Raw genomic sequence first — 18721 nt, 5'->3', positions numbered from 1 at the left:
GCGAGTCCTCTGACGTGCAACACGGGAGCGTGGCCGGGCGGACGGGGTCGCTGTGCGCACCGCTCGTCCGGCCTCGGGGACCGTGCCCGTCCCGCTCCCTGGGTCTGCTGGGGCGTCTCCTCGTCGAGGCAGGCCAAAGGGGGCATGCTTCGCAGCGATCGTAGGCCACACACATACCTTTGGGACGGTATTTTAATGCGGCCGCAACATGCGGCAGCGAGACCGTTGCGTTCAGGGGGCGGCGGGCCCGGGTGATCAGCGTGCCGCGGCCCCGGCCGCCAGCGCACCGGCCGTCAGCTCACGGGCCACCGGCTGACCGGCCGTCAGCCCGTCCGCCGTCAAGGCGTCGGGCGGAAGGGGCCTGCCGACCGGCAGCAGCCGGGCCCCGGGCACCCGGTCGACCAGGTCCGGGTCGCCGACCACCACAGGGTGCCCGACCTCGGTCAGCATCGGCAGGTCGGAGACGTGGTCCCCGTAGCCGTAGCAGTCGGCCGGATCGACGTGCGGGTACGCCCGGAGCAGGGCGCGCACGGCCCGGCGCTTCTCCTCGCCGATCACCGGCTCGCCGACCAGTTCGCCGGTGAACACCCCCCGGCGCACCTCCGGCCGGCTGCACACCACGTGCGCGGCGCCGATGTCCCGGGCGACCGGCTCGACCAGCGCCGGGAAGGAGCCGGACACCAGCACCACCGGGTCGCCCGCCGCCCGGTGCCGCGTCAGGGCCTCGCGGGTGGCGGCGATGTAGAAGCCGGCGCTCCGGGAGCGCTGGGCGAACCACTCCCAGCCGGCCGCGCGGACGGACTCCTCCCGCTCCCCGGCCCAGACCCGGTAGTAGGCCCGGTTCGCCTGCTCGCGCGGCGTCCCGGCGGCCACCAGGGCGACCAGCTCGGCCCGCACCCGGGCCGCCCGCCGGACGCCCGAGGCCCCGTACCGGTCGCCGAGGTAGAAGTCCAGGAAGTCGAACATGCTCTTGCAGTCGATCAGCGTCTCGTCCAGGTCGCTGAATGCCAGACGGTCGGACTGGACCACGGAGGGCTCCTCGGGGGCCGGGGTCACCCGCGGGTGACGGGTCGGTCGGGGTCGGTGGCGAGGCTCGGCCGGGCGCGCAGGGCGGGGAACAGGGTGTCACGCACCTCGCGCCAGCGCTCGGCGAAGTCCGCGCGGCCGTTCAGGTTGTCGGAGATGTGCTGGGCGCCGAAGAACGCCGCGACGGCCACCCGCGCGGCGACGTCCGGATCCACGTGCTGCGCCAACTGGCCCTGCTGGTGGGCCTCGCGCATCAGCATCGAGATCAGGTTCGTCCAGTCCACGTAGGGCGGCGGCAGCTCGACGTCGACGGCGTCGCGCTCGTTCTGCAGCCTGGTGCCCGCCTGCATGATCGGGTCCTCCAGGAACGCGACGGTCGCCGCGTTGAACATCTCGATCACGGTGTCCAGCGGCGAGAGGCCCTTGCCGCGCACCGCCTCCAGCGTCACGGGCCAACGTGAGTACAACTCGTCCACCACGGCGATGGCAAGGGCCTGCTTGTTCGGGAAGTGGAAGTAGACGGCACCCTTGGTCATGGCCACCTCGTCCGCCACGTCCTTGATGCCGGTCTGCTGGTACCCGCGCTCGGCGAAGATCCGCGCGGCACAGTGCAGGATCTGCTCCCTGGTGCGTTCGGCGCGCTCCTGGCGCAGCAGCGGCCCGGTCGCGCCCGATCGCTGGATCTTGGGGGTCGGCCACAGCGACTCCACGGCAACACCCTTGTTCTGACTCACTGTTCGCCCTTTCTTTCTACATCGGGCACTTCTGGCGATATACCTTCTCCCAGGTATATTTTCAGCCCGGGATCAACGGTCACCTGACATGACCCTCGCCCGCAGATGGGGTGGCACCACCTTAGGGAACGGCACACCAACGGGGAGACGTGCTCGCATGTCCATCATCACCGCACCGCCAAAGTACCTGCCGTCGGACCAGGCAGTACCACTGTCGTCCGGCTCCAGGATCTCGTTCAGTCACCGACTTCCGGCCGCTTCGGTCCACAAGACCTCCGCGGCCGAGGTCCTGCTCACCGACGCCGTCCGCACCGGCGACGGCCGCTTCACCGTCGGCGCCGCATGGCTCCGCGACCACTTCCTCCACCACAGCGGGGACGGCCGGTCGCCGGATCCGCTGCTGCTCGCCGAGACGGTCCGCCAGACCCTGATACACCTCTCGCACCGCTTCCACGGCGTACCGCAGGGGCACCCGTTCGTCCTCGACCGGCTCGACCTGGAGCTGCCGGACGGTGCTGCACCGCTGCGGCCCGGCGCCCCGGCGCACGTCACCCTGGACGTCACCTGCACCCGAACGGTGAACACGCCGCGCCGCACCGGCCTCGCCCTGGAGGCGGCGGCGTCCGTCGACGGCGTCCCGCTCGGCCGGGCGGGCATCCGCTGGGAGGTCCTGGACCCCGCCTTCTACCAGGTGGTGCGCCACCGCGAGGCCCGCCCGAGGACGGCGGCCGGGGCACCCCGGCGCCCCGAGGCTCCGCTCGGCCCGCTGCGGCGGCTCGCTCCCGGCGAGGTCGGGTACCCGGGCGACGAGCACGTCCTGCTCGCCCGGGACTCCTCCGACGCCCCCGGCACCTTCTGGCTCGACCCGGATCCGGGCCACCCGGTGCTCTTCGACCATCCGTCCGACCACGTCGCGGGCATGGTGCTGCTGGAGGCGTTCCGGCAGGCCGGCCGCGCCCTGGGCGCTGCACTGCACCCCGCCGGGCTTTCCGCGAGCTTCACCGCCTTCGCCGAGCCGGACCTGCCGGTGGCCGTCACCGTGACGCCCGGGCCGGACGGGGCCGCGCGGACCGGCGGCCCGGGCCGGATGCGGACGGCCGAGGTCACCGCCGCCCAGCGCGGCGTCGTCCTCGCCACGGCCCGGCTCGCCTACCCGACGGACCGTCAGGAGGCCCCGTGAAGGCGCCCGTCGCGAACACCGCCGCCCCGCCCCCCGCCCTGCCCGCCGACGCGATCGGACGGGTGGTGGACGCGGCGCGGCGCGACCTGGCCGGCGTGGAGGACCGGCGCCGGCTGGGCCCGGAGGCGGTCGCGGCCGTCGTGGCCGCCGGGTTCCCCCGCCACTTCGTCCCCCGCGAACTCGGCGGCACGGCCGGCACCTTCGCCGAACTGCTCGGCGCGTCGGCCGAGATCGCCCGGACCTGCCCGTCCACCGCCTGGTGCGCCATCCTGTTCGCGGCGCACGGCCGGCTCGCCGCCTACCTCCCCGAGGAAGGGCGGAAGGAACTGTGGGGGGCCTCGCCCGACGTACTGATCGCCACCTCGATCATGCCGCCGCAGGGCGAGGCGGTCCGGGACGGCGACGGCTGGCGGATCCGCGGCCGCTGGGACACCGCCAGCGGGGTCGACCACGCGGACTGGCTGCTGCTGGCCACCCGGACCGGCCCCGCGGACCGGCCCGAGCACCGGATCTTCGCCGTCCCCCGGTCGGACTGGACCGTCCTGGACACCTGGCGGAGCCTGGGCATGCGCGGGACGGGCAGCAACGCGGTGGAGGTGGCCGGGGCGTTCGTCCCGGACCGGCTCTCCTGCACCCTCGCGGACCTGCAGCGACCGCTGGGCGTGGACGCGGCCCGCTGCCACCGGGTGCCGGTCCACCTGGCCGGGGCGCTGATGTTCGCGGCGCCGGTGCTGGGGGCGGCCGAGGGCGCGTTCGACGCATGGCGCTCGGCCGTGACGCCTCGGCTGCCCGCCCTCTCCCCCGCCCGGCGGGCGGAGGCCGAGCTGGCGCTCGGCGAGGGCTCGGCTCGGATCGCCGCGGCCAGGCTGCTGCTGGAGCGGGTCGCCGAGCGGGCCGACCGTGCCGAGGTGACCCCGCTGCTGGTGGCGGAGAACCGGCGGGACGCGGCGATGGCCGCGGCCTGGTGCGCGGAGGCGGTCGACCGGCTCTTCCGCGCGGCCGGATCGCAGGTGCAGCGGGAGGACTCCCCCATCCAGCGGTACTGGCGCGACGTCACCACCGCGGCCTCGCACGGTGTGCTGGGCCCGGCGGCGGCCGCCGCCGACTACGCCGCGGCCGTGCTCGACGGGTAGGCGCCCAGGCCGCCGAACCCCGTGCCGCCGTGCGGCCGCGCCGCCCTGGCACGCTGCGCAGCGTCCCGCGCCAGGGGCCGACCGCCCGCCCGTCGGAGCGTCGGTCGACCCCTGGTGCCCAGCTCCTCCATCGCCCCAGAAACATACCTTCACATAGGTATGTTCCTACCTCTGCGGCGCCACGCCCTCGTCGCCGCGCCCGGCCAGGCCGGCCGCCTTCGGCCAGGCCGGCCGACCAGGGAGCCGGTCTCCGGTCAGCCGGCTTCCCGGTCGGCCGCGGCGATGAGGGCGTCCAGCAGGCCGGGGAAGGCCTGCTCCAGGTCGTCGCGGCGCAGGGTGTTCATCTTGGACGTGCCGACGTAGTACTGCCGGATCAGCCCGGACTGCCGCAGCACCCGGAAGTGGTGGGTGCCGGTCGACCGGGTGACCGAGATGTCGAAGGTGCCGCAGGCGGTGTCGCCCGCGGCGCGGGCGATCTGCCGGACGATGCTGCGCCGTACCGGGTCGGCGAAGGCCTCCAGGATGCGCTGCAGGGTGATGTCCGCGGCGTCGGGGTGGTCCCCGATGCGGTCGACGGCGGCCTGTGCGGTCACGGTGCACCTCTCTGGTTCGCGGCGTCCTCATCGTACGAGCGCGATCGTACGACGGCCACTTTATGACGACCGTAATCAAATTTGACAGCCATCGTCATATGCCCTTCAGTGGGGTCCCGCACACTCGCCAACTCGACCATCGCCATGGTGAGTTGCCCGCTCCCCGGGCAGCCGCCGTCCGCAAGAGAAGGAACCAGCGATGACTACCGCCGAGACCCGCCCGGCGCAGACCGGCGCCCCCGCCTCCGCCCCACCGGACTCCTCCAGCGGCCCGAAGATCGCCGCACTGGCCACCGGATTCGTGATGGCCACTCTGGACGTCACCATCGTCAACGTCGCGGGCGCGACCCTCCAGGAGAGGCTCGGGGCCACGCTCACCCAGCTCACCTGGGTCGTGGACGGCTACATCCTGACCTTCGCCTCCCTGCTGATGCTGGCCGGCGGCCTGGCCAACTGGCTCGGCGCCAAGAGGGTCTACATGGGCGGCATGGGTCTGTTCCTGCTGGCCTCGCTCGGCTGCGCACTCGCGAACACGCCCGAACTGCTGATCGCCGCAAGGATGTTGCAGGGCGCCGGTGCCGCGCTGTTCATGCCGAGCTCGCTGTCCCTGCTGGTGTTCTCGTTCCCCGAGAAGCGCCGGCGCACCAAGATGCTCGGTCTGTGGTCCGCGATCGTCGCCACCTCCTCGGGTGTCGGTCCCACCCTCGGCGGCCTCATGGTCGGCTCGCTCGGCTGGCAGAGCGTCTTCCTGCTGAACCTGCCGATCGGCGTGATCGGCATGCTGATGACGCGGCGGTTCATCGCGGCGCCGGAGGCGCGCGGCGACCGGCCGGCCCCGTTCGGCCACCTGGTCTGGATCGTCACGCTCGCCGCGGTCAGCTTCGCGCTGATCGAGGCCCCCCAACTCGGCTGGGCCGCAACCCCGGTGGTGGTCTCCTACGCCGTGGCGCTGGTCGCCGCCGCCGTGCTGGTACGGCGCGAGCGCAGCAGCGACAAGCTCGTGATGCCGTGGACGCTCTTCCGCCACCCCGGCTTCTCGGGCGCCAACCTGGTCGGCTTCTTCTTCAACTTCGCGTTCTTCGGCACCATCTTCACGCTCGGGCTGTTCTTCCAACACGCCCAGGGCGCCAGCCCGTTCGTCGCCGGGCTGGAGCTGATCCCGATCACCGTCCTGTCGCCGGTGGCCAACGTGGTGTACTCGAAGATCTCGGAGCGCTACGCCAACGGCCCGCTGCTGACGGTCTTCCTGCTGATCGCCGGGGTGTGCTCGCTCGGCCTGACCGCGATCTCCGCGTCGACCCCGTACTGGATCATCGCCGTCGGCATCGGCGTGGCCTGCCTCGGCTCGGGCATCGTCTCCCCCGGCATGACGGCGGCCATGGTGGACTCGGCCGGCCCGGAGCACGCCAACGTCGCCGGGTCCGTCCTGAACGCCAACCGCCAGATCGGCTCGCTGGTGGGCATCGCCGTCGTCGGCGTGGTGCTGCACGCGACGCCCGACTGGAGCCGGGGCGCCTCGGTGTCGTTCGTCCTGGTCGGCGTCGCCTACCTGCTCGGCGCGGGGTGCGCCTGGCGGCTGGTCGCCCACTCGGAGCGCCGCACCGAGGCCGCGGCCGCGCCCGCCCCGGCCCGTACCTGACCTGCCCCGACCTGACCGGCCCCGCGATCCGGGAGTCCATCACCCCGTGTTCCCGCGCCGCCCGGCCCCCGGAGGCGGGGCGGGAACGCCGAACGGCCCCTCCGACCGGACCACGTGTCCGGTGGGAGGGGCCGTTCGGCATGCTGCGACGCGGTCCGCCGGGCCGGTTCAGGGCCGGCGGGCGTCGCCGATGGCGCTCTCGATGCCCTGGACCATCCGCCACAGCGGGGCCCGGCGGCTGGCGACCAGGACCACCACGTCGTCGGCCGCGTCCTGGCCCTCCGGGGCGTCGGCGGGGCGGTCGCTCCAGGTGGAGGTGACGAAGGCCATCGCCGCGTCCACCTCGGCCACCCAGTCGCTCTCGCCGCCCGAGCGCAGCCAGGTGCGCAGGGCGTGGTTGTGGGCGGCGACCACGGCCGCGGCGATCACGTCGGCGCGCAGCGGGCCGTCCGGGCGGTCGGCGAAGCGGCCGCGCAGGTAGGCGGCGAGGGTGTGCTCGTAGCGCCAGACCACCGACAGCTCGTACGCCCGCAGGCCCGGGACCTTGCGGGTGAGGCGGTACCGCTGGACGGAGAAGGAGGGCTGCTCGGCGTACATCCGCAGGACCAGCCGGGCGGCGTCGCAGGCGTGCTTCACCGGGTCCTCCTCGCCGGTGCCGGAGTCCAGGAACTCCGTCATCTCGGCGAGGCTGCGCTCGTGGTCGGGGAAGACCACGTCCTCCTTGGCCGGGAAGTACCGGAAGAAGGAGCGCCGGCCGACGCCGGCGAGCGAGACGATGTCGTCGATCGTCGTCTGCTCGAAGCCGCGCTCCAGGAAGAGTTCGAAGGCAGCGGCCACCAGCGCCTCGCGCATCGCCGGCTTCGAGGGCCCGTCGTTCATGGGCAGGTCCTGCTCTTCCTTCTCGCTCATTCTCCGGAACTTAGCATCGGCGCAACGTGTCGGCCCCGACGGCCGGTGGGCTGACCCGCCCGGCCGCCGGGGCGTCCCGGGGGGCGCCGTTACGGCAGGTTGCGGGCCATGACGATCCGCTGGACCTGGTTGGTGCCCTCGTAGATCTGGGTGATCTTCGCGTCCCGCATCATCCGCTCCACCGGGTAGTCCCGCGTGTAACCGTAACCACCCAGCAACTGCACCGCGTCCGTGGTCACCTCCATCGCCACGTCCGACGCGAAGCACTTCGCCGCCGCACCGAAGAACGTCAGATCCGCGTCCCCGCGCTGCGACTTCGCCGCCGCCACGTACGTCATCTGCCGCGCGGCCTCCAGCTTCATCGCCATGTCCGCCAGCATGAACTGGATCCCCTGGAACTCCGCGATCGCCTTCCCGAACTGCTTGCGCTCCCGCACGTAGCCCTTCGCGTAGTCCAGAGCACCCTGCGCGATCCCCACCGCCTGAGCCGCGATCGTCACCCGGGTGTGGTCCAACGTCCTCATCGCCGTCTGGAACCCGCTCCCCTCGGCACCGATCATCCGGTCCGCCGGAATCCGCACGTTGTCGAAGTACACCTCACGCGTCGGCGAACCCTTGATCCCCAGCTTCTTCTCCGGAGCACCGAACGACACACCCTCGTCGCCCTTCTCCACCACGAACGCCGAGATCCCCTTCGAACGCATCGAAGGATCCGTCACCGCCATCACCGTGTAGAACTCCGACACCCCCGCGTTGGTGATCCACCGCTTCACACCGTTCAGCACCCAGAAGTCACCGTCACGCACCGCCCGGGTCTTCATCCCCGCCGCGTCACTGCCCGCCTCCGGCTCCGACAGGCAGTACGAGAACATCCCCTCACCCCGCGCCAGCGCCCCCAGGTACTTCGCCTTCAACTCCTCCGAACCCGACAACTGCACCGGCAGCGACCCCAGCTTGTTCACCGCCGGAATCAACGACGACGAGCCGCACACCCGCGCGACCTCCTCGATCACGATCACCGTCGCCAGCGCGTCCGCCCCCGCACCGCCGTACACCTCCGGCACGTGCACCGCGTGCAGATCGTTGCCCCGCAGCGCGTCCAACGCCTCCTGCGGGAAACGCCCCTGCTCGTCCACCTCCGCCGCGAACGGAGCGATCTTCGCCTCGGCCAGCGAACGCACCGCCTCACGGAGCATCTCGTGCTCCTCGGAGATACGGAAGAGATCGAAGTCCTGGCTCATGATCGCCACTCCTGTTTCACGACGGTACTCAGTACCCTTCATTATGCACGGGCACGGCAAAAAGGGAACTCAGTGCCTTCACAGGGCGGCACTGAGTTCCCTATTCTTTTCCTGCCGCACTACAGCCGAACTACTGGCGTACTTCTGCCGACAGAGCCGGTCCGAGCGCAGGGAGATGACGACGTGGTCCACTCAGCCATCGATGCCGACACCCGGAGTACGACGCTGTACTTCCAGCGCTGTACCTGGTGCAACAACCCGACCTTCCAGCGGCTGCTCTGCCCCACCTGCGGCTCCACCGAGCTGCGGCTGGAGCCCAGCGAGGGCACCGGCGTCGTGCGGCGCTGCGCGGTCGAGCAGGCCCGTACGCCGCTGGTCCGCCAGAAGTCGCTGATCCGGATGGCCGAGGGGTTCGACGTCTGGTGCATCGTGGACGGCATGCGCAGCACCGTGCCGGTCGGCACCCGGGTGAGGCTGTACTCCTCCCCCGGCTCGGACCAGCCCGAGCTGCGGCTGCTGACGGTGGAGGAACCGCCGGTGGAGCAGGACCCGGAGCCGCGCCCGCTGCCGCCGGTCAAGGGCGGGTTCACCCAGCACCTGGCGGCCTTCGCCGAGTAGTCGGCGGGACGGCACGACGGAGGGCGTGGCACTCGGTACCGGGGGTACCGAGTGCCACGCCCTCCGTGCGGCTTCCGGGGGATCAGCCCTTGCGGGCCTTCACCTCGGCGGTGAGCTGCGGCAGGACCTCGAAGAGGTCGCCGACCACGCCGTAGTCGGCGAGCTCGAAGATCGGGGCCTCGGGGTCCTTGTTGACGGCCACGATGGTCTTCGAGGTCTGCATGCCGGCCCGGTGCTGGATCGCGCCCGAGATGCCGTTGGCCACGTACAGCTGCGGGGAGACCTGCTTGCCGGTCTGGCCGACCTGGGAGCTGTGCGGGTACCAGCCGGCGTCGACGGCGGCGCGCGAGGCGCCGACGGCCGCTTCGAGCGCGTCCGCGAGCTCCTCGACCACGCCGAAGCCCTCGGCGGCACCGACGCCGCGGCCGCCGGAGACCACGATGGCGGCCTCGGTCAGCTCGGGGCGGCCGGTCGAGACCCGCGGGGTGCGCGAGGTGACCCTGGCGGCGTTGCCGGTGAACTCCACCGACACGTTCTCGACGGCGCCGGCGGCCGGAGCGGCCTCCGGGGCGACGGCGTTCGGCTTGACGGTGATGACCGGCACGCCGTTGCTGACGCGGGATTCGACGGTGTACGAGGCGGCGAACACCGACTGGGTGGCGACCGGGCCCTGGTCGCCGGCGCGGACGTCCACCGCGTCGGTGATGATGCCGGAGCCGAGGCGCAGCGCCACGCGGGCGGCGACCTCCTTGCCCTCGCCGGAGGAGGTCACCAGCACGCCGGCCACGTCGTTGGCCTTGGCGATCTGGGTCAGGGCGTCCACCTTGGGGACGACCAGCTGGTCGGCGAACTCGGCGCCGTCCGCGACGTACACCTTGGCGGCGCCGAACTCGGCGGCCTTGGCGGCGATGTCGGCGGCCGCGGCACCGGCGCCCAGGACGACGGCGGACGGCTCGCCGATGCGGCGGGCCAGGGTCAGCAGCTCCAGGGCGGGCTTGCGGACCGCACCCTCGGCGTGGTCGACCAGGACGAGAATCTCAGCCATTGCTCTATGTCTCCGTGTTTCGCTGGGTCGGGGTCGGGGTGCGGACTAGATGAACTTCTGGTCGGCGAGGAAGGCGGCGAGCTGCTTGCCGCCCTCGCCCTCGTCCTTGACGACCGTGCCCGCGGTGCGCGCCGGGCGCGCCGCCACCGAGTCGACCGCCGTCCACGAACCCGCCAGGCCGACCTCGTCGGCCTCGATGCCCAGGTCGTCCAGGTCCAGCGACTGCACCGGCTTCTTCTTCGCCGCCATGATCCCCTTGAAGGAGGGGTAGCGGGCCTCGCCCGACTGGTCCGTCACCGAGACCACGGCCGGCAGCGGGGCCTCCACCAGCTCGGTCGCCGCGTCACCGTCACGACGGCCCTTGACCACGCCGCCCTCGACCGACACCTCGGACAGCAGCGTCACCTGCGGCACACCCAGCCGCTCCGCCAGCAGCGCCGGCAGCACACCCATCGTGCCGTCCGTCGACGCCATGCCACCGATCACCAGGTCGAACCCGGTCTTCTCCAGCGCCTTCGCCAGGATCGCCGACGTCGCCAGCACGTCCGAACCGTGGATGTCGTCGTCGTTCACGTGGACGGCCTTGTCCGCGCCCATCGACAGCGCCTTGCGCAGCGCGTCCTTCGCGTCGTCCGGACCCACCGTCAGCACCGTCACCTCGGCACCGTCGTTCGCCTCGGCGATCCGCAGCGCCTGCTCGACGCCGTACTCGTCCAGCTCCGACAGGAGGCCGTCCACGCCCTCCCGGTCGGTGGTGTGGTCGTCCGCGAAACGACGGTCACCCGTCGCGTCCGGCACGTACTTCACACAGACGACGATCCTCAAGCTCATGAGCGGTTTCTCCTGTCACGGGTGCACGGATGCACTGGATCCATGGCCTCAGGTCAGGCCGAGGGTACTGAGTGCCAAGTCCGGCCCGGCCGCGGTCCGCGCGCCGTAAGCGCCACCTGGACCGGCATGCCGTGTCGGCTGTCTTCGACTGGCGTCAGAGGCTCCACCGAAAGAATACGGCACTCAGTACCCCTCGTAAAGGCACTCAGTACCCTACCCGGTGTCCGGCCGCCGGGAGCTGACACCAGGTTTCCACAAGCCCTGCGCCCCACCCGGGGACCGGTCACGACCCCACCATCCGGGACGTTCCCTGCTGGTGTCAGCCGTGCAGGGCTACGGCTGCCTCTCCCGTGTACACGCTGAACGTGAGCGACTCCTGAAGGTAGAGTTCCACCGAATCCGAGTCGTGGGAGAGGTAGCCCACCGAGACGTCCTGGCCCAGGCAGAGCTCGAAGTCCCCTCCTCGGGTGGACAGCAGGAACGCGCCCTCGATCGCGGGGGCCCAGATGATCTCTCCGTCGAGCAGCCGGGCCAGGTGGTTGTGGACGGGGTAGCCGTGGTCGCTGGTCTCGTTGACGGCGGTGAAGACCTCGGCGCCGAGCAGGAGTGAGTACGGTCCGCCGACGCCCGCGAGACGGAGGGCGGTGAGTCCGCGGCTCACGGCCTCCGGGTACTCCCGTACGTCGTCGGGGAGTTGGACCGGCGGGTTGCTGGAGCCCGCCCGGATGCCCTCGATCCCGGCGGCCCGGTAGCCCTCGAACACGGCGCGGTCCTCGGCGCGGGCGAGGGTGCGGGCGGCGTCCTTGACCGGTTGCCAGTCGGAGTCGCGGGAGCCGCGTTCGACGTCGTCGACGGCTTCCCGGCCGACGGTGAAGGGGACGCGCAGTTCGACCACCGGGCGGCTGGCACGGGCACGGGCCTGGACGCCGTGGAGGGGTGGTTCGACGCCGGTGAGGTGGCCGGTGCCGACGGCGGCGAGGGTGGTGCCCTCGGGACCGGCGAGGTCGACCACCCGGCGTCCGGCGATGTGGAGCTTGAAGGTCTGGCGGGCCTCCTCCTCGATCTCCTCCCAGGCGACGGCGGAGACCGGGGCGAGTTCGCGGTGCAGGTTGTTCATGGCGCAGGTCCTGTTCAGGGGGCGGCTTCGGACAGGCGGCTTCGGGCGGGCGGTTTCGGGCGGGCGGTTTCGGGCGGGCGGTTGTCAGGAGGGCGCCTTGAGGCTGCCGATGCCGAGCGAGCCGTCCGAGCGGTCCTCGGTGGCGGGAACGGCGGCAGCAACGTCAGCGGGGACGGCATCGGCGGCCCGGGAAGCCGGCGGCGGCGGGGAGTCGAGGAAGTCGGCCGTCGGAACGTAGAACAGCGAGCCGGTGACGGCGGTGGAGAAGTCGAGCAGCCGGTCGGTGGTGCCGGGCGGGTTGCCGAGGAACATGTTGCGCAGCATCTCCTCGGTCACCCCGGGGTCGCGCGCGTAGCCGATGAAGTAGGTGCCGAACTCGCCGCCGCCGTCGAAGGAGCCGAAGGCCATGTTGTAGCGGACGATCTTCTGCTCCTCGCCGTCCGGGCCGGTGATCACCGTGAGTGCCACGTGCGAGTCGGCGGGTTTGGCCTCGTCGTCCAGTTCGATGTCGGTCAGTTTGGTGCGCCCGACCGCACCTTCCTGCTGCTCGACGCTCAGCGCGTTCCACTTGTCCAGGTCGTGCAGGTACTTCTGGACGATGACGTAGCTGCCGCCGGCGAAGTCCGCGTCCTCCGCCCCGACCAGGGTGGCCTCGGCGGCGGCCCGGCCCTCGGGGTTCTCGGTGCCGTCGACGAAGCCGAGCAGGTCCCGGTCGTCGAAGTAGCGGAAGCCGTGCACGGCGTCGGCCACGGTGGCCGCCCCGGCGAGGCGCGTGGTGAGCTGGCCGGCCAGTTCGAAGCAGAGGTCCATCCGCTCGGCCCGCAGGTGCAGCAGCAGGTCGCCGGGGGTGGCGGGGGCTCGGTGGCGAGGGCCGGCCAGTTCCTGGAAGGGGCGGAGGTCGGCGGGCCGGGGGCCGTCGAAGAGGCGGTCCCAGAGCTCGGAGCCGATGCCGGTGACGCAGGTGAGGCCGCCGTCGGGGGCGCGGAAGCCGACGGAGCGGCGCAGCCCGGCGAGGTCGGGCAGGAGGTCGCGGACGGCGTCCTCGCCGCCGGGTTCGACGGTGAGGACCAGGAAGATCGCCGCGCCGGTCAGCGGGGAGAGCACGGCTTGCGGTTCGGACTGCATGGCAACGATCACATCCCACAACGGACGCATCGGCATGGTCGACACGCAGCCCGAACGGCCCGCCGAGGGAGCCGACGGCACCGCCGGGGATCGCACCGCGGGGCCGTTCGGGTGACGGGGCCGTACTGCCCGAGCGCAGGCGGAAGGGGCGGGCGCGCTCCTTCGCGCACCCGCCCCCTCGACCGTCCGCCCTCAGACCCGCAGCGCTGCCAGCTGTTCGGCGAACGGGACCACCTGCTCGGGCACCGCCGCCTCCGCCACCGGGCCGTGCCCGGCCAGCAGGCCCGCCAGCTCACCCGCCGCGCGCTCGATCCGGCCCGGCAGGCCGTCGGTCAGCGCGTCCCCGGCCGTGCCCCAGTCGTCGGTGGCCGCGTACACGGCCGTCGGCAGCACCACCGCGCGCAGGTAGCTGAACAGCGGCCGTACGGCGTGCTCCAGGGCGAGCGAGTGCCGGGCCGTACCGCCGGTGGCGGCGATCAGCACCGGCTTGCCGGTGAGCGCGTCGTGGTCGATCACGTCGAAGAAGGACTTGAACAGGCCGCTGTAGGAGGCGGTGAAGATCGGCGTCACGGCGATCACCGCGTCCGCCTCCGTCACCGTGCCGATTGCCTCGCGCAGCGCTGCGGCCGGGAAGCCGGTGACGAAGTTGTTGGCGATGTCCACCGCGAGGTCGCGCAGTTCGATCACCGCGACCTCGGCCTCCCGCCCCTCCTCGCCGAGCCGGCGCACGGTCGCCTCGGCGAGCCGGTCGGCCAGCAGGCGCGTCGAGGACGGCTTGCTCAGTCCGGCGCTCACCGCCGCCAGCTTGAACGCGGTCACTTGGCGACCTCCTCCTTCTCGTTGGTGCCGGCGGCATCGCGGGCCGCGACCAGCGCGGCGTGGGTCGGCCCCTCCGGAACCCCGGCCGGGCGGCCCTTGGCGAACTCCTGGCGCAGCACCGGCACGACCTCCTCGCCGAGCAGGTCCAGCTGCTCCAGCACGGTCTTCAGCGGCAGGCCGGCGTGGTCCATCAGGAACAGCTGGCGCTGGTAGTCGCCGAAGGTCTCGCGGAAACCGAGCGTCTTCTCGATGACCTCCTGGGGGCTGCCCACGGTCAGCGGGGTCTGCTCGGTGAACTCCTCGAGCGAGGGCCCGTGTCCGTACACCGGAGCGTTGTCGAAGTACGGACGGAACTCGCGCACCGCGTCCTGGGAGTTCTTCCGCATGAACACCTGCCCGCCGAGGCCGACGATCGCCTGCTCGGGCGTGCCGTGGCCGTAGTGGGCGAAGCGCTCGCGATAGAGCCCGATCAGCTTCTGGAAGTGCTCCTTGGGCCAGAAGATGTTGTTCGCGAAGAAGCCGTCGCCGTAGTAGGCGGCCTGTTCGGCGATCTCGGGGCTGCGGATCGAGCCGTGCCAGACGAACGGCGGGACGTCGTCCAGCGGGCGCGGGGTGGAGGTGAAGGACTGCAGCGGGGTGCGGAAGCGGCCCTGCCAGTCCACGACCTCCTCGCGCCACAGCTGGTGCAGCAGCGCGTAGTTCTCGATCGCGAGCGGGATGCCCTGGCGGATGTCCTTGCCGAACCAGGGGTAGACCGGGCCGGTGTTGCCGCGGCCCATCATGAGGTCCACCCGGCCGTCGGCGAGGTGCTGGAGCATCGCGAAGTCCTCGGCGATCTTCACCGGGTCGTTGGTGGTGATCAGCGTGGTCGAGGTGGAGAGGATGAGGCGGTCGGTCTGCGCGGCTATGTAGCCGAGCATCGTCGTCGGCGAGGACGGGACGAACGGCGGGTTGTGGTGCTCGCCGGTCGCGAAGACGTCCAGGCCGACCTCCTCGGCCTTGCGGGCGATGGCCACCATCGCCTTGATCCGCTCGTGCTCGGTCGGGGTGCGGCCGGTGGTCGGGTCGGGGGTGACGTCGCCGACGCTGAAGATTCCGAACTGCATGCTGCTCACCACACTCCAGAGGGTCCCAGGTAGTCCAACTTTCAACCACCCTAGCAGCCGGCCGCGGATCGTTATTCCCCCGGCTCCCCCCGACAATGGAAGGCGGGCCCCCGACAGCGGCCCGGCCCTCCGGAAGGGCGGCGAACCGATGGCGCCGTACATCGCGGTGAGCGCACTGAGCCACGAGGGCCTGGTGCGGGAGCACAACGAGGACAGTCTCACGGTCGGCCCCTGGACGCTCTGCGCCACCGTGACCACCAACCCGCAGACCCTGCTCTTCCCGCTCGGCCCGCCCTGCGTGGTCGCGGTCGCCGACGGCCTCGGCGGCCACCCCGGCGGCGAGGTGGCCAGCGCCCTGGTCGCCCGCCGGCTCGCCGCCGGCGGAGGCGGACTGGACGGCGAGGAGGCCGTCCGGGACGAGCTGCAGGAGTGCAACCGGGCGGTCTACGCGGCCACCGCCGGGGACCCGGAGCTGGCCGCGATGGGCACCACCGTCGCGGGGCTGGTACTGCTCCCCGGGCAGGCGGTGGTCTTCAACGTCGGCGACAGCCGGGTCTACCGGATCACCGGGGACGGGCTGCAGCGGGTGAGCGTGGACGACAGCCCGCCGTTGCCGCCCGGCCGGCGCACCACCTCGGTGGTCACCCAGACGCTGGGCGGCTCGCTCGGGCTCACCTTCGTCGAACCGCACGTGCGGACTGCGCCACTGACCGTCGGCGACCGCTACCTGGTGTGCAGCGACGGCCTGACCGACCCGGTGACCGAGGAGGAACTGAGCGGAGTGCTCGCCCGGCCGTCCGACACCTCCGAGCGGGCCGACGGCAAGGCCGCCTTCGAGCTGTGGAAGGCGGCGATCGAGGCGGGCGGGCCGGACAACATCACCCTGGCGCTGGTGCGGATCGGCGAGTGACGCGATACGTTTCCGGTCCGCCACGTTTCCGGTCCGCCGCACGCGGGACGCACCGGAAACGCGCGGAGGCCGCGGCGGCGATCGGCCACCACGGCCTCCGAGACGGGGGGTCGAGCCCCTCGCCCCCGGTGTCGGGCTACTTGCGCAGCAGCAGGATGACCCCGGCCGTCGCCAGGCCGACCAGCACGGCGGCCACGCCGTACGCCAGGCGGTGCGCCTTCAGCACCGGCAGGAAGCGGTCCACCGCGTAGCGGCCCGGGCCGGTCAGCGCGAGGGCGGCGGCCCCCGCCGTCAGCAGCAGCTCGTACTCGTTGCCCTTGGGGGCGAAGAAGCCGCCGCCCCAGGTGACGGCGATCGCGTTGACCATCGTGCCGACGACCGCGGCACCCGCCAGCGGGGTCAGCAGGCCGACGGCGAGGCCGAGGCCGCCCAGGATCTCGGTGAGGCCGGCGACCACGGCCATGGTGTTGCCCGCGGGATAGCCGCTCATGGTGAAGAACTGACCGGTGCCGTCGATCCCGCCGCCCCCGAACCAGCCGAACAGCTTCTGGCTTCCGTGCGCGGCCATGGTCAGGCCGAGCACCAGGCGCAGGAGCAGGAGTCCGGCGTCATAGGCGTGCGGGGAGGTGGTCGCGGGCCCGGAGCCGTTCCGGTTCCGGGCCGGGCCGGCGGGGCTGGTGGCGGCGGTCGTGCTCGGGCTGCTGCTCGGCATGCGCGTCTCCATCGATCGGGATCGGTCGTAGGGGTGTGGCTGGTGGTGCGGCCGGGCGGGGTGTGGCCCCCGCGCCTGTTGTTCAAATTTGAACCGGCCGCTCCTCGACCGTACCGTGGAGTTCGAATTTGAACAACTGACGGTCCGTGAGCGACTCGCGTGCCCCGGCGGTACCGGGGCGGCCGCCGCCACGGCCGCCCGGCAGGCCTGGGAGGTGCCCGGCACCGCCGGGCTCACCGTCCACCTCTCCTTCGGCGACGTCTCCGGCCGGTACCACCTGGACCAGCTCACCACCGACCTGGTCGTCCACACCTGGGACCTCGCCCAGGGCATCGGGAAGGACACCCGGCTCCCGGGCGACCTGGTGGACTTCGCGCCGGACCGGTTCGCGGGCTATGGCGACCTCTCCGGCAGCGGGCTGTTCGACCCGCCGCTGCCGGTGCCCGAGGACGCGAGCCCGCAGACCCGGCTGCCGGCCCTCACCGGGCGGCGGGACGGCTGATACGCGCGCCCGGCCGGCCCCGGCCCGGGCGGGTCGCGGGTTCCGTCCGGCGGCGCCGGATACTGGACAGTACGGGGGGCAGTCCCGATCCCGGAGGAGAGGCGGTCACGCCATGAGCCGCAGGCCGGACATCCTCGGCGAGTTCACCGCCGACCACAAGGCGGTCACCGAGCTGCTCGACCGGGCCGAGACGGCACCGGCCGGCTCCGCCGAGCGCGCCGAGCTGGTGGCCCGGCTGACCGATCTGCTGTTCACCCACTGCGCCGCAGAGGAGGAACACCTCTTCCCGGCCGTCCAGCACGACGTGCCCGAGGGCGGGGCAATGGTCTTCCGCAGCATCCACGACCACCTGGCGATCGGGCAGTACCTCTCCGACCTCCAGGGGCTCGACCCGGCCGACCCGGCCTTCGACACCCTGCTGCGCGGCCTCGCCGACACCCTCCGGCGGCACCTGACCGGTGAGGAGAAGCTGCTGTTCCCCGCCGCCCGCAAGGCCCTGCCCGCGGCGGCCCGCGCGGCGCTCGGCGAACGGCTGCGGACGGAACGGGAGGAGCTCGGCGATCCGGAGTGATCCGGGAACGCTTCCGGCGGCCTCCGGTCAGCCCTTGGGGCTGATCACCGCGAACCGGGCGCCCTCGCGGTCCCGCAGCCGGGCCACCCGCCCGTACGGGGTGTCGAAGGCCGGGCCGATCACCGAACCGCCCAGCTCCAGAGCCCGGGCCAGCGCCCGGTCGGCGTCCTGGACGGCGAAGGAGATCTCCCAGTGCGGCGGCATGCCCGCCGGCCCGCCCGCCTGCTCCTTGGCCAGCGCCGCGACGCTGTGCCCCTCCGCCCGCAGCACCACCCGGTCGTGCTCCCAGCGAACCTCGAAGCGCTCCGGATCCCGGCCGTCCCAGCGGAACACCTCGCCGTAGAACAGCGCCGCCGCGAAGGGGTCCGGGGTGCGCAGCTCGATCCAGACCGGCGCGCCCGGCAGGTCCAGCCTCCGGGCCCGGCCCAGCGGGCCCTCCCAGATGCCGAACACCGCCCCGACCGGGTCCGCCGCGAAGGCCACCCGCCCGGCGTCGAAGGCCAGCGGGCCGACCGCCAGGGTCGCGCCGCGCTCGCGCACCGCGTCGGCGACGGCGTCGGCGTTCTCCGTGCCGAAGTAGCTGGTCCAGGCGAGCGGCACCGCCCCGGTTCCCGCGACCCCCAGCCCGGCCACCGCCTCCCCACCGGTCACCGCGTGCACGTACGGGCCGAAGCGCTCCGGCCCGGGCTCGAACTCCCAGCCGAGCAGCGGACCGTAGAAGTCCTTGGCGCCCTCCAGGTCCCGGGCCATCAGGCTCACCCAGCACGGAACGGCCGCCACGCAGCGCACCTTGGCGGTCGTCTCCTCGCTGTCCATAGCGAACCTCCTCGCCACCCGGCCGCCGGGCCCCTCCCGACTCCCGCGACCCACCGGCCGCCCGGGACGCCCAGCCTAGGCCGACGGGGCTACC

The 18721-nt window shown here is 72.5% G+C and carries 20 protein-coding genes; 7 read left to right on the top strand and 13 right to left on the bottom strand.

All coding sequences use genetic code 11. The annotated features are described in order from the left end of the window. Positions 1 to 255: 255 nt before the first annotated feature. Both BOQ63_RS33310 and BOQ63_RS33305 read right to left on the bottom strand, forming a co-directional pair. Positions 256 to 1029 carry an HAD family hydrolase gene (locus BOQ63_RS33310; RefSeq protein WP_063737906.1) on the bottom strand — a complete coding sequence of 258 codons (774 nt, stop codon included), beginning with the start codon at positions 1027 to 1029 and terminating at the stop codon, positions 256 to 258. A 23-nt stretch (positions 1030 to 1052) separates the two neighbouring features. Beyond that, a complete protein-coding gene (locus tag BOQ63_RS33305) occupies positions 1053 to 1760 on the bottom strand; it encodes a ScbR family autoregulator-binding transcription factor (protein WP_078656716.1) in 708 nt (235 codons plus the stop codon). Positions 1761 to 1917: 157 nt separating this feature from the next. Between BOQ63_RS33305 and BOQ63_RS33300 the strand changes: the two genes are divergently transcribed. Both BOQ63_RS33300 and BOQ63_RS33295 read left to right on the top strand, forming a co-directional pair. Beyond that, entirely contained in the window at positions 1918 to 2940 is a 1023-nt protein-coding gene (locus BOQ63_RS33300) for a ScbA/BarX family gamma-butyrolactone biosynthesis protein (protein ID WP_050366878.1), read from the top strand. Further along, positions 2937 to 4073 carry an acyl-CoA dehydrogenase family protein gene (locus BOQ63_RS33295; RefSeq protein WP_223886110.1) on the top strand — a complete coding sequence of 379 codons (1137 nt, stop codon included), beginning with the start codon at positions 2937 to 2939 and terminating at the stop codon, positions 4071 to 4073. Before BOQ63_RS33300 ends, BOQ63_RS33295 begins: the two co-directional genes overlap by 4 nt. A 254-nt stretch (positions 4074 to 4327) precedes the next feature. Here BOQ63_RS33295 and BOQ63_RS33290 read toward each other — a convergent pair whose 3' ends face one another. After that, positions 4328 to 4666 (bottom strand): ArsR/SmtB family transcription factor, encoded by a 339-nt coding sequence (locus BOQ63_RS33290; protein ID WP_030286058.1) that lies wholly within the window; start codon positions 4664 to 4666, stop codon positions 4328 to 4330. Positions 4667 to 4865: 199 nt separating this feature from the next. Between BOQ63_RS33290 and BOQ63_RS33285 the strand changes: the two genes are divergently transcribed. Further along, entirely contained in the window at positions 4866 to 6305 is a 1440-nt protein-coding gene (locus BOQ63_RS33285; RefSeq protein ID WP_072655473.1) for an MFS transporter, read from the top strand. A gap of 168 nt (positions 6306 to 6473) precedes the next feature. On the opposite strand, the gene BOQ63_RS33280 is transcribed toward BOQ63_RS33285, so the two are convergent. Both BOQ63_RS33280 and BOQ63_RS33275 read right to left on the bottom strand, forming a co-directional pair. Continuing rightward, positions 6474 to 7157, bottom strand: a complete 684-nt coding sequence (locus tag BOQ63_RS33280; protein ID WP_094743043.1) for a TetR family transcriptional regulator — start codon at positions 7155 to 7157, stop codon at positions 6474 to 6476. A gap of 146 nt (positions 7158 to 7303) precedes the next feature. After that, entirely contained in the window at positions 7304 to 8455 is a 1152-nt protein-coding gene (locus tag BOQ63_RS33275) for an acyl-CoA dehydrogenase family protein (RefSeq protein ID WP_050367176.1), read from the bottom strand. 183 nt (positions 8456 to 8638) lie between these two features. Between BOQ63_RS33275 and BOQ63_RS33270 the strand changes: the two genes are divergently transcribed. Further along, positions 8639 to 9073, top strand: a complete 435-nt coding sequence (locus tag BOQ63_RS33270; RefSeq protein WP_050366877.1) for a PhlB family protein — start codon at positions 8639 to 8641, stop codon at positions 9071 to 9073. Between the two features lie 82 nt (positions 9074 to 9155). On the opposite strand, the gene BOQ63_RS33265 is transcribed toward BOQ63_RS33270, so the two are convergent. The 6 genes from BOQ63_RS33265 to BOQ63_RS33240 form a co-directional block, all read right to left on the bottom strand. Further along, positions 9156 to 10118, bottom strand: coding sequence for an electron transfer flavoprotein subunit alpha/FixB family protein (locus BOQ63_RS33265; RefSeq protein WP_063737905.1), 963 nt, complete (start codon positions 10116 to 10118; stop codon positions 9156 to 9158). Between the two features lie 45 nt (positions 10119 to 10163). Beyond that, positions 10164 to 10949 carry an electron transfer flavoprotein subunit beta/FixA family protein gene (locus BOQ63_RS33260; protein ID WP_050366876.1) on the bottom strand — a complete coding sequence of 262 codons (786 nt, stop codon included), beginning with the start codon at positions 10947 to 10949 and terminating at the stop codon, positions 10164 to 10166. Between the two features lie 319 nt (positions 10950 to 11268). After that, complete coding sequence (locus tag BOQ63_RS33255) at positions 11269 to 12066, bottom strand: family 1 encapsulin nanocompartment shell protein (protein WP_030281363.1); 798 nt, start codon at positions 12064 to 12066, stop codon at positions 11269 to 11271. 84 nt (positions 12067 to 12150) lie between these two features. Then, positions 12151 to 13191 carry a Dyp-type peroxidase gene (locus BOQ63_RS33250; RefSeq protein WP_072655471.1) on the bottom strand — a complete coding sequence of 347 codons (1041 nt, stop codon included), beginning with the start codon at positions 13189 to 13191 and terminating at the stop codon, positions 12151 to 12153. A 192-nt stretch (positions 13192 to 13383) separates the two neighbouring features. Then, complete coding sequence (locus BOQ63_RS33245; RefSeq protein ID WP_030281367.1) at positions 13384 to 14010, bottom strand: FMN reductase; 627 nt, start codon at positions 14008 to 14010, stop codon at positions 13384 to 13386. Beyond that, the gene (locus tag BOQ63_RS33240; protein WP_030281370.1) at positions 14007 to 15116 is read right to left on the bottom strand and encodes an LLM class flavin-dependent oxidoreductase; all 1110 of its coding nucleotides are present in this window, start codon (positions 15114 to 15116) and stop codon (positions 14007 to 14009) included. Before BOQ63_RS33240 ends, BOQ63_RS33245 begins: the two co-directional genes overlap by 4 nt. 148 nt (positions 15117 to 15264) lie before the next feature. On the opposite strand from BOQ63_RS33240, the gene BOQ63_RS33235 reads away from it, so the two are divergent. After that, positions 15265 to 16026 carry a PP2C family protein-serine/threonine phosphatase gene (locus BOQ63_RS33235; protein WP_030281372.1) on the top strand — a complete coding sequence of 254 codons (762 nt, stop codon included), beginning with the start codon at positions 15265 to 15267 and terminating at the stop codon, positions 16024 to 16026. 136 nt (positions 16027 to 16162) lie between these two features. Here the strand turns inward: BOQ63_RS33235 and BOQ63_RS33230 are convergent, their stop codons facing one another. Then, a complete protein-coding gene (locus tag BOQ63_RS33230; RefSeq protein ID WP_030281374.1) occupies positions 16163 to 16738 on the bottom strand; it encodes a DoxX family protein in 576 nt (191 codons plus the stop codon). 115 nt (positions 16739 to 16853) lie between these two features. Between BOQ63_RS33230 and BOQ63_RS33225 the strand changes: the two genes are divergently transcribed. After that, entirely contained in the window at positions 16854 to 17240 is a 387-nt protein-coding gene (locus BOQ63_RS33225; protein WP_167395809.1) for a TIGR03086 family metal-binding protein, read from the top strand. Between the two features lie 112 nt (positions 17241 to 17352). Continuing rightward, positions 17353 to 17811: a hemerythrin domain-containing protein gene (locus BOQ63_RS33220; RefSeq protein WP_072655469.1), complete on the top strand. Its 459-nt coding sequence runs from the start codon at positions 17353 to 17355 to the stop codon at positions 17809 to 17811. Positions 17812 to 17838: 27 nt separating this feature from the next. Here BOQ63_RS33220 and BOQ63_RS33215 read toward each other — a convergent pair whose 3' ends face one another. Next, positions 17839 to 18627 (bottom strand): VOC family protein, encoded by a 789-nt coding sequence (locus BOQ63_RS33215; RefSeq protein ID WP_030281380.1) that lies wholly within the window; start codon positions 18625 to 18627, stop codon positions 17839 to 17841. Positions 18628 to 18721 lie beyond the last annotated feature (94 nt).

Source organism: Streptomyces viridifaciens, assembly GCF_001888885.2.
Lineage (GTDB): Bacteria > Actinomycetota > Actinomycetes > Streptomycetales > Streptomycetaceae > Kitasatospora > Kitasatospora aureofaciens.
The sequence above is the reverse complement of the archived record's forward strand: the minus strand, read 5'-3'. Positions and strand labels throughout refer to the sequence as shown.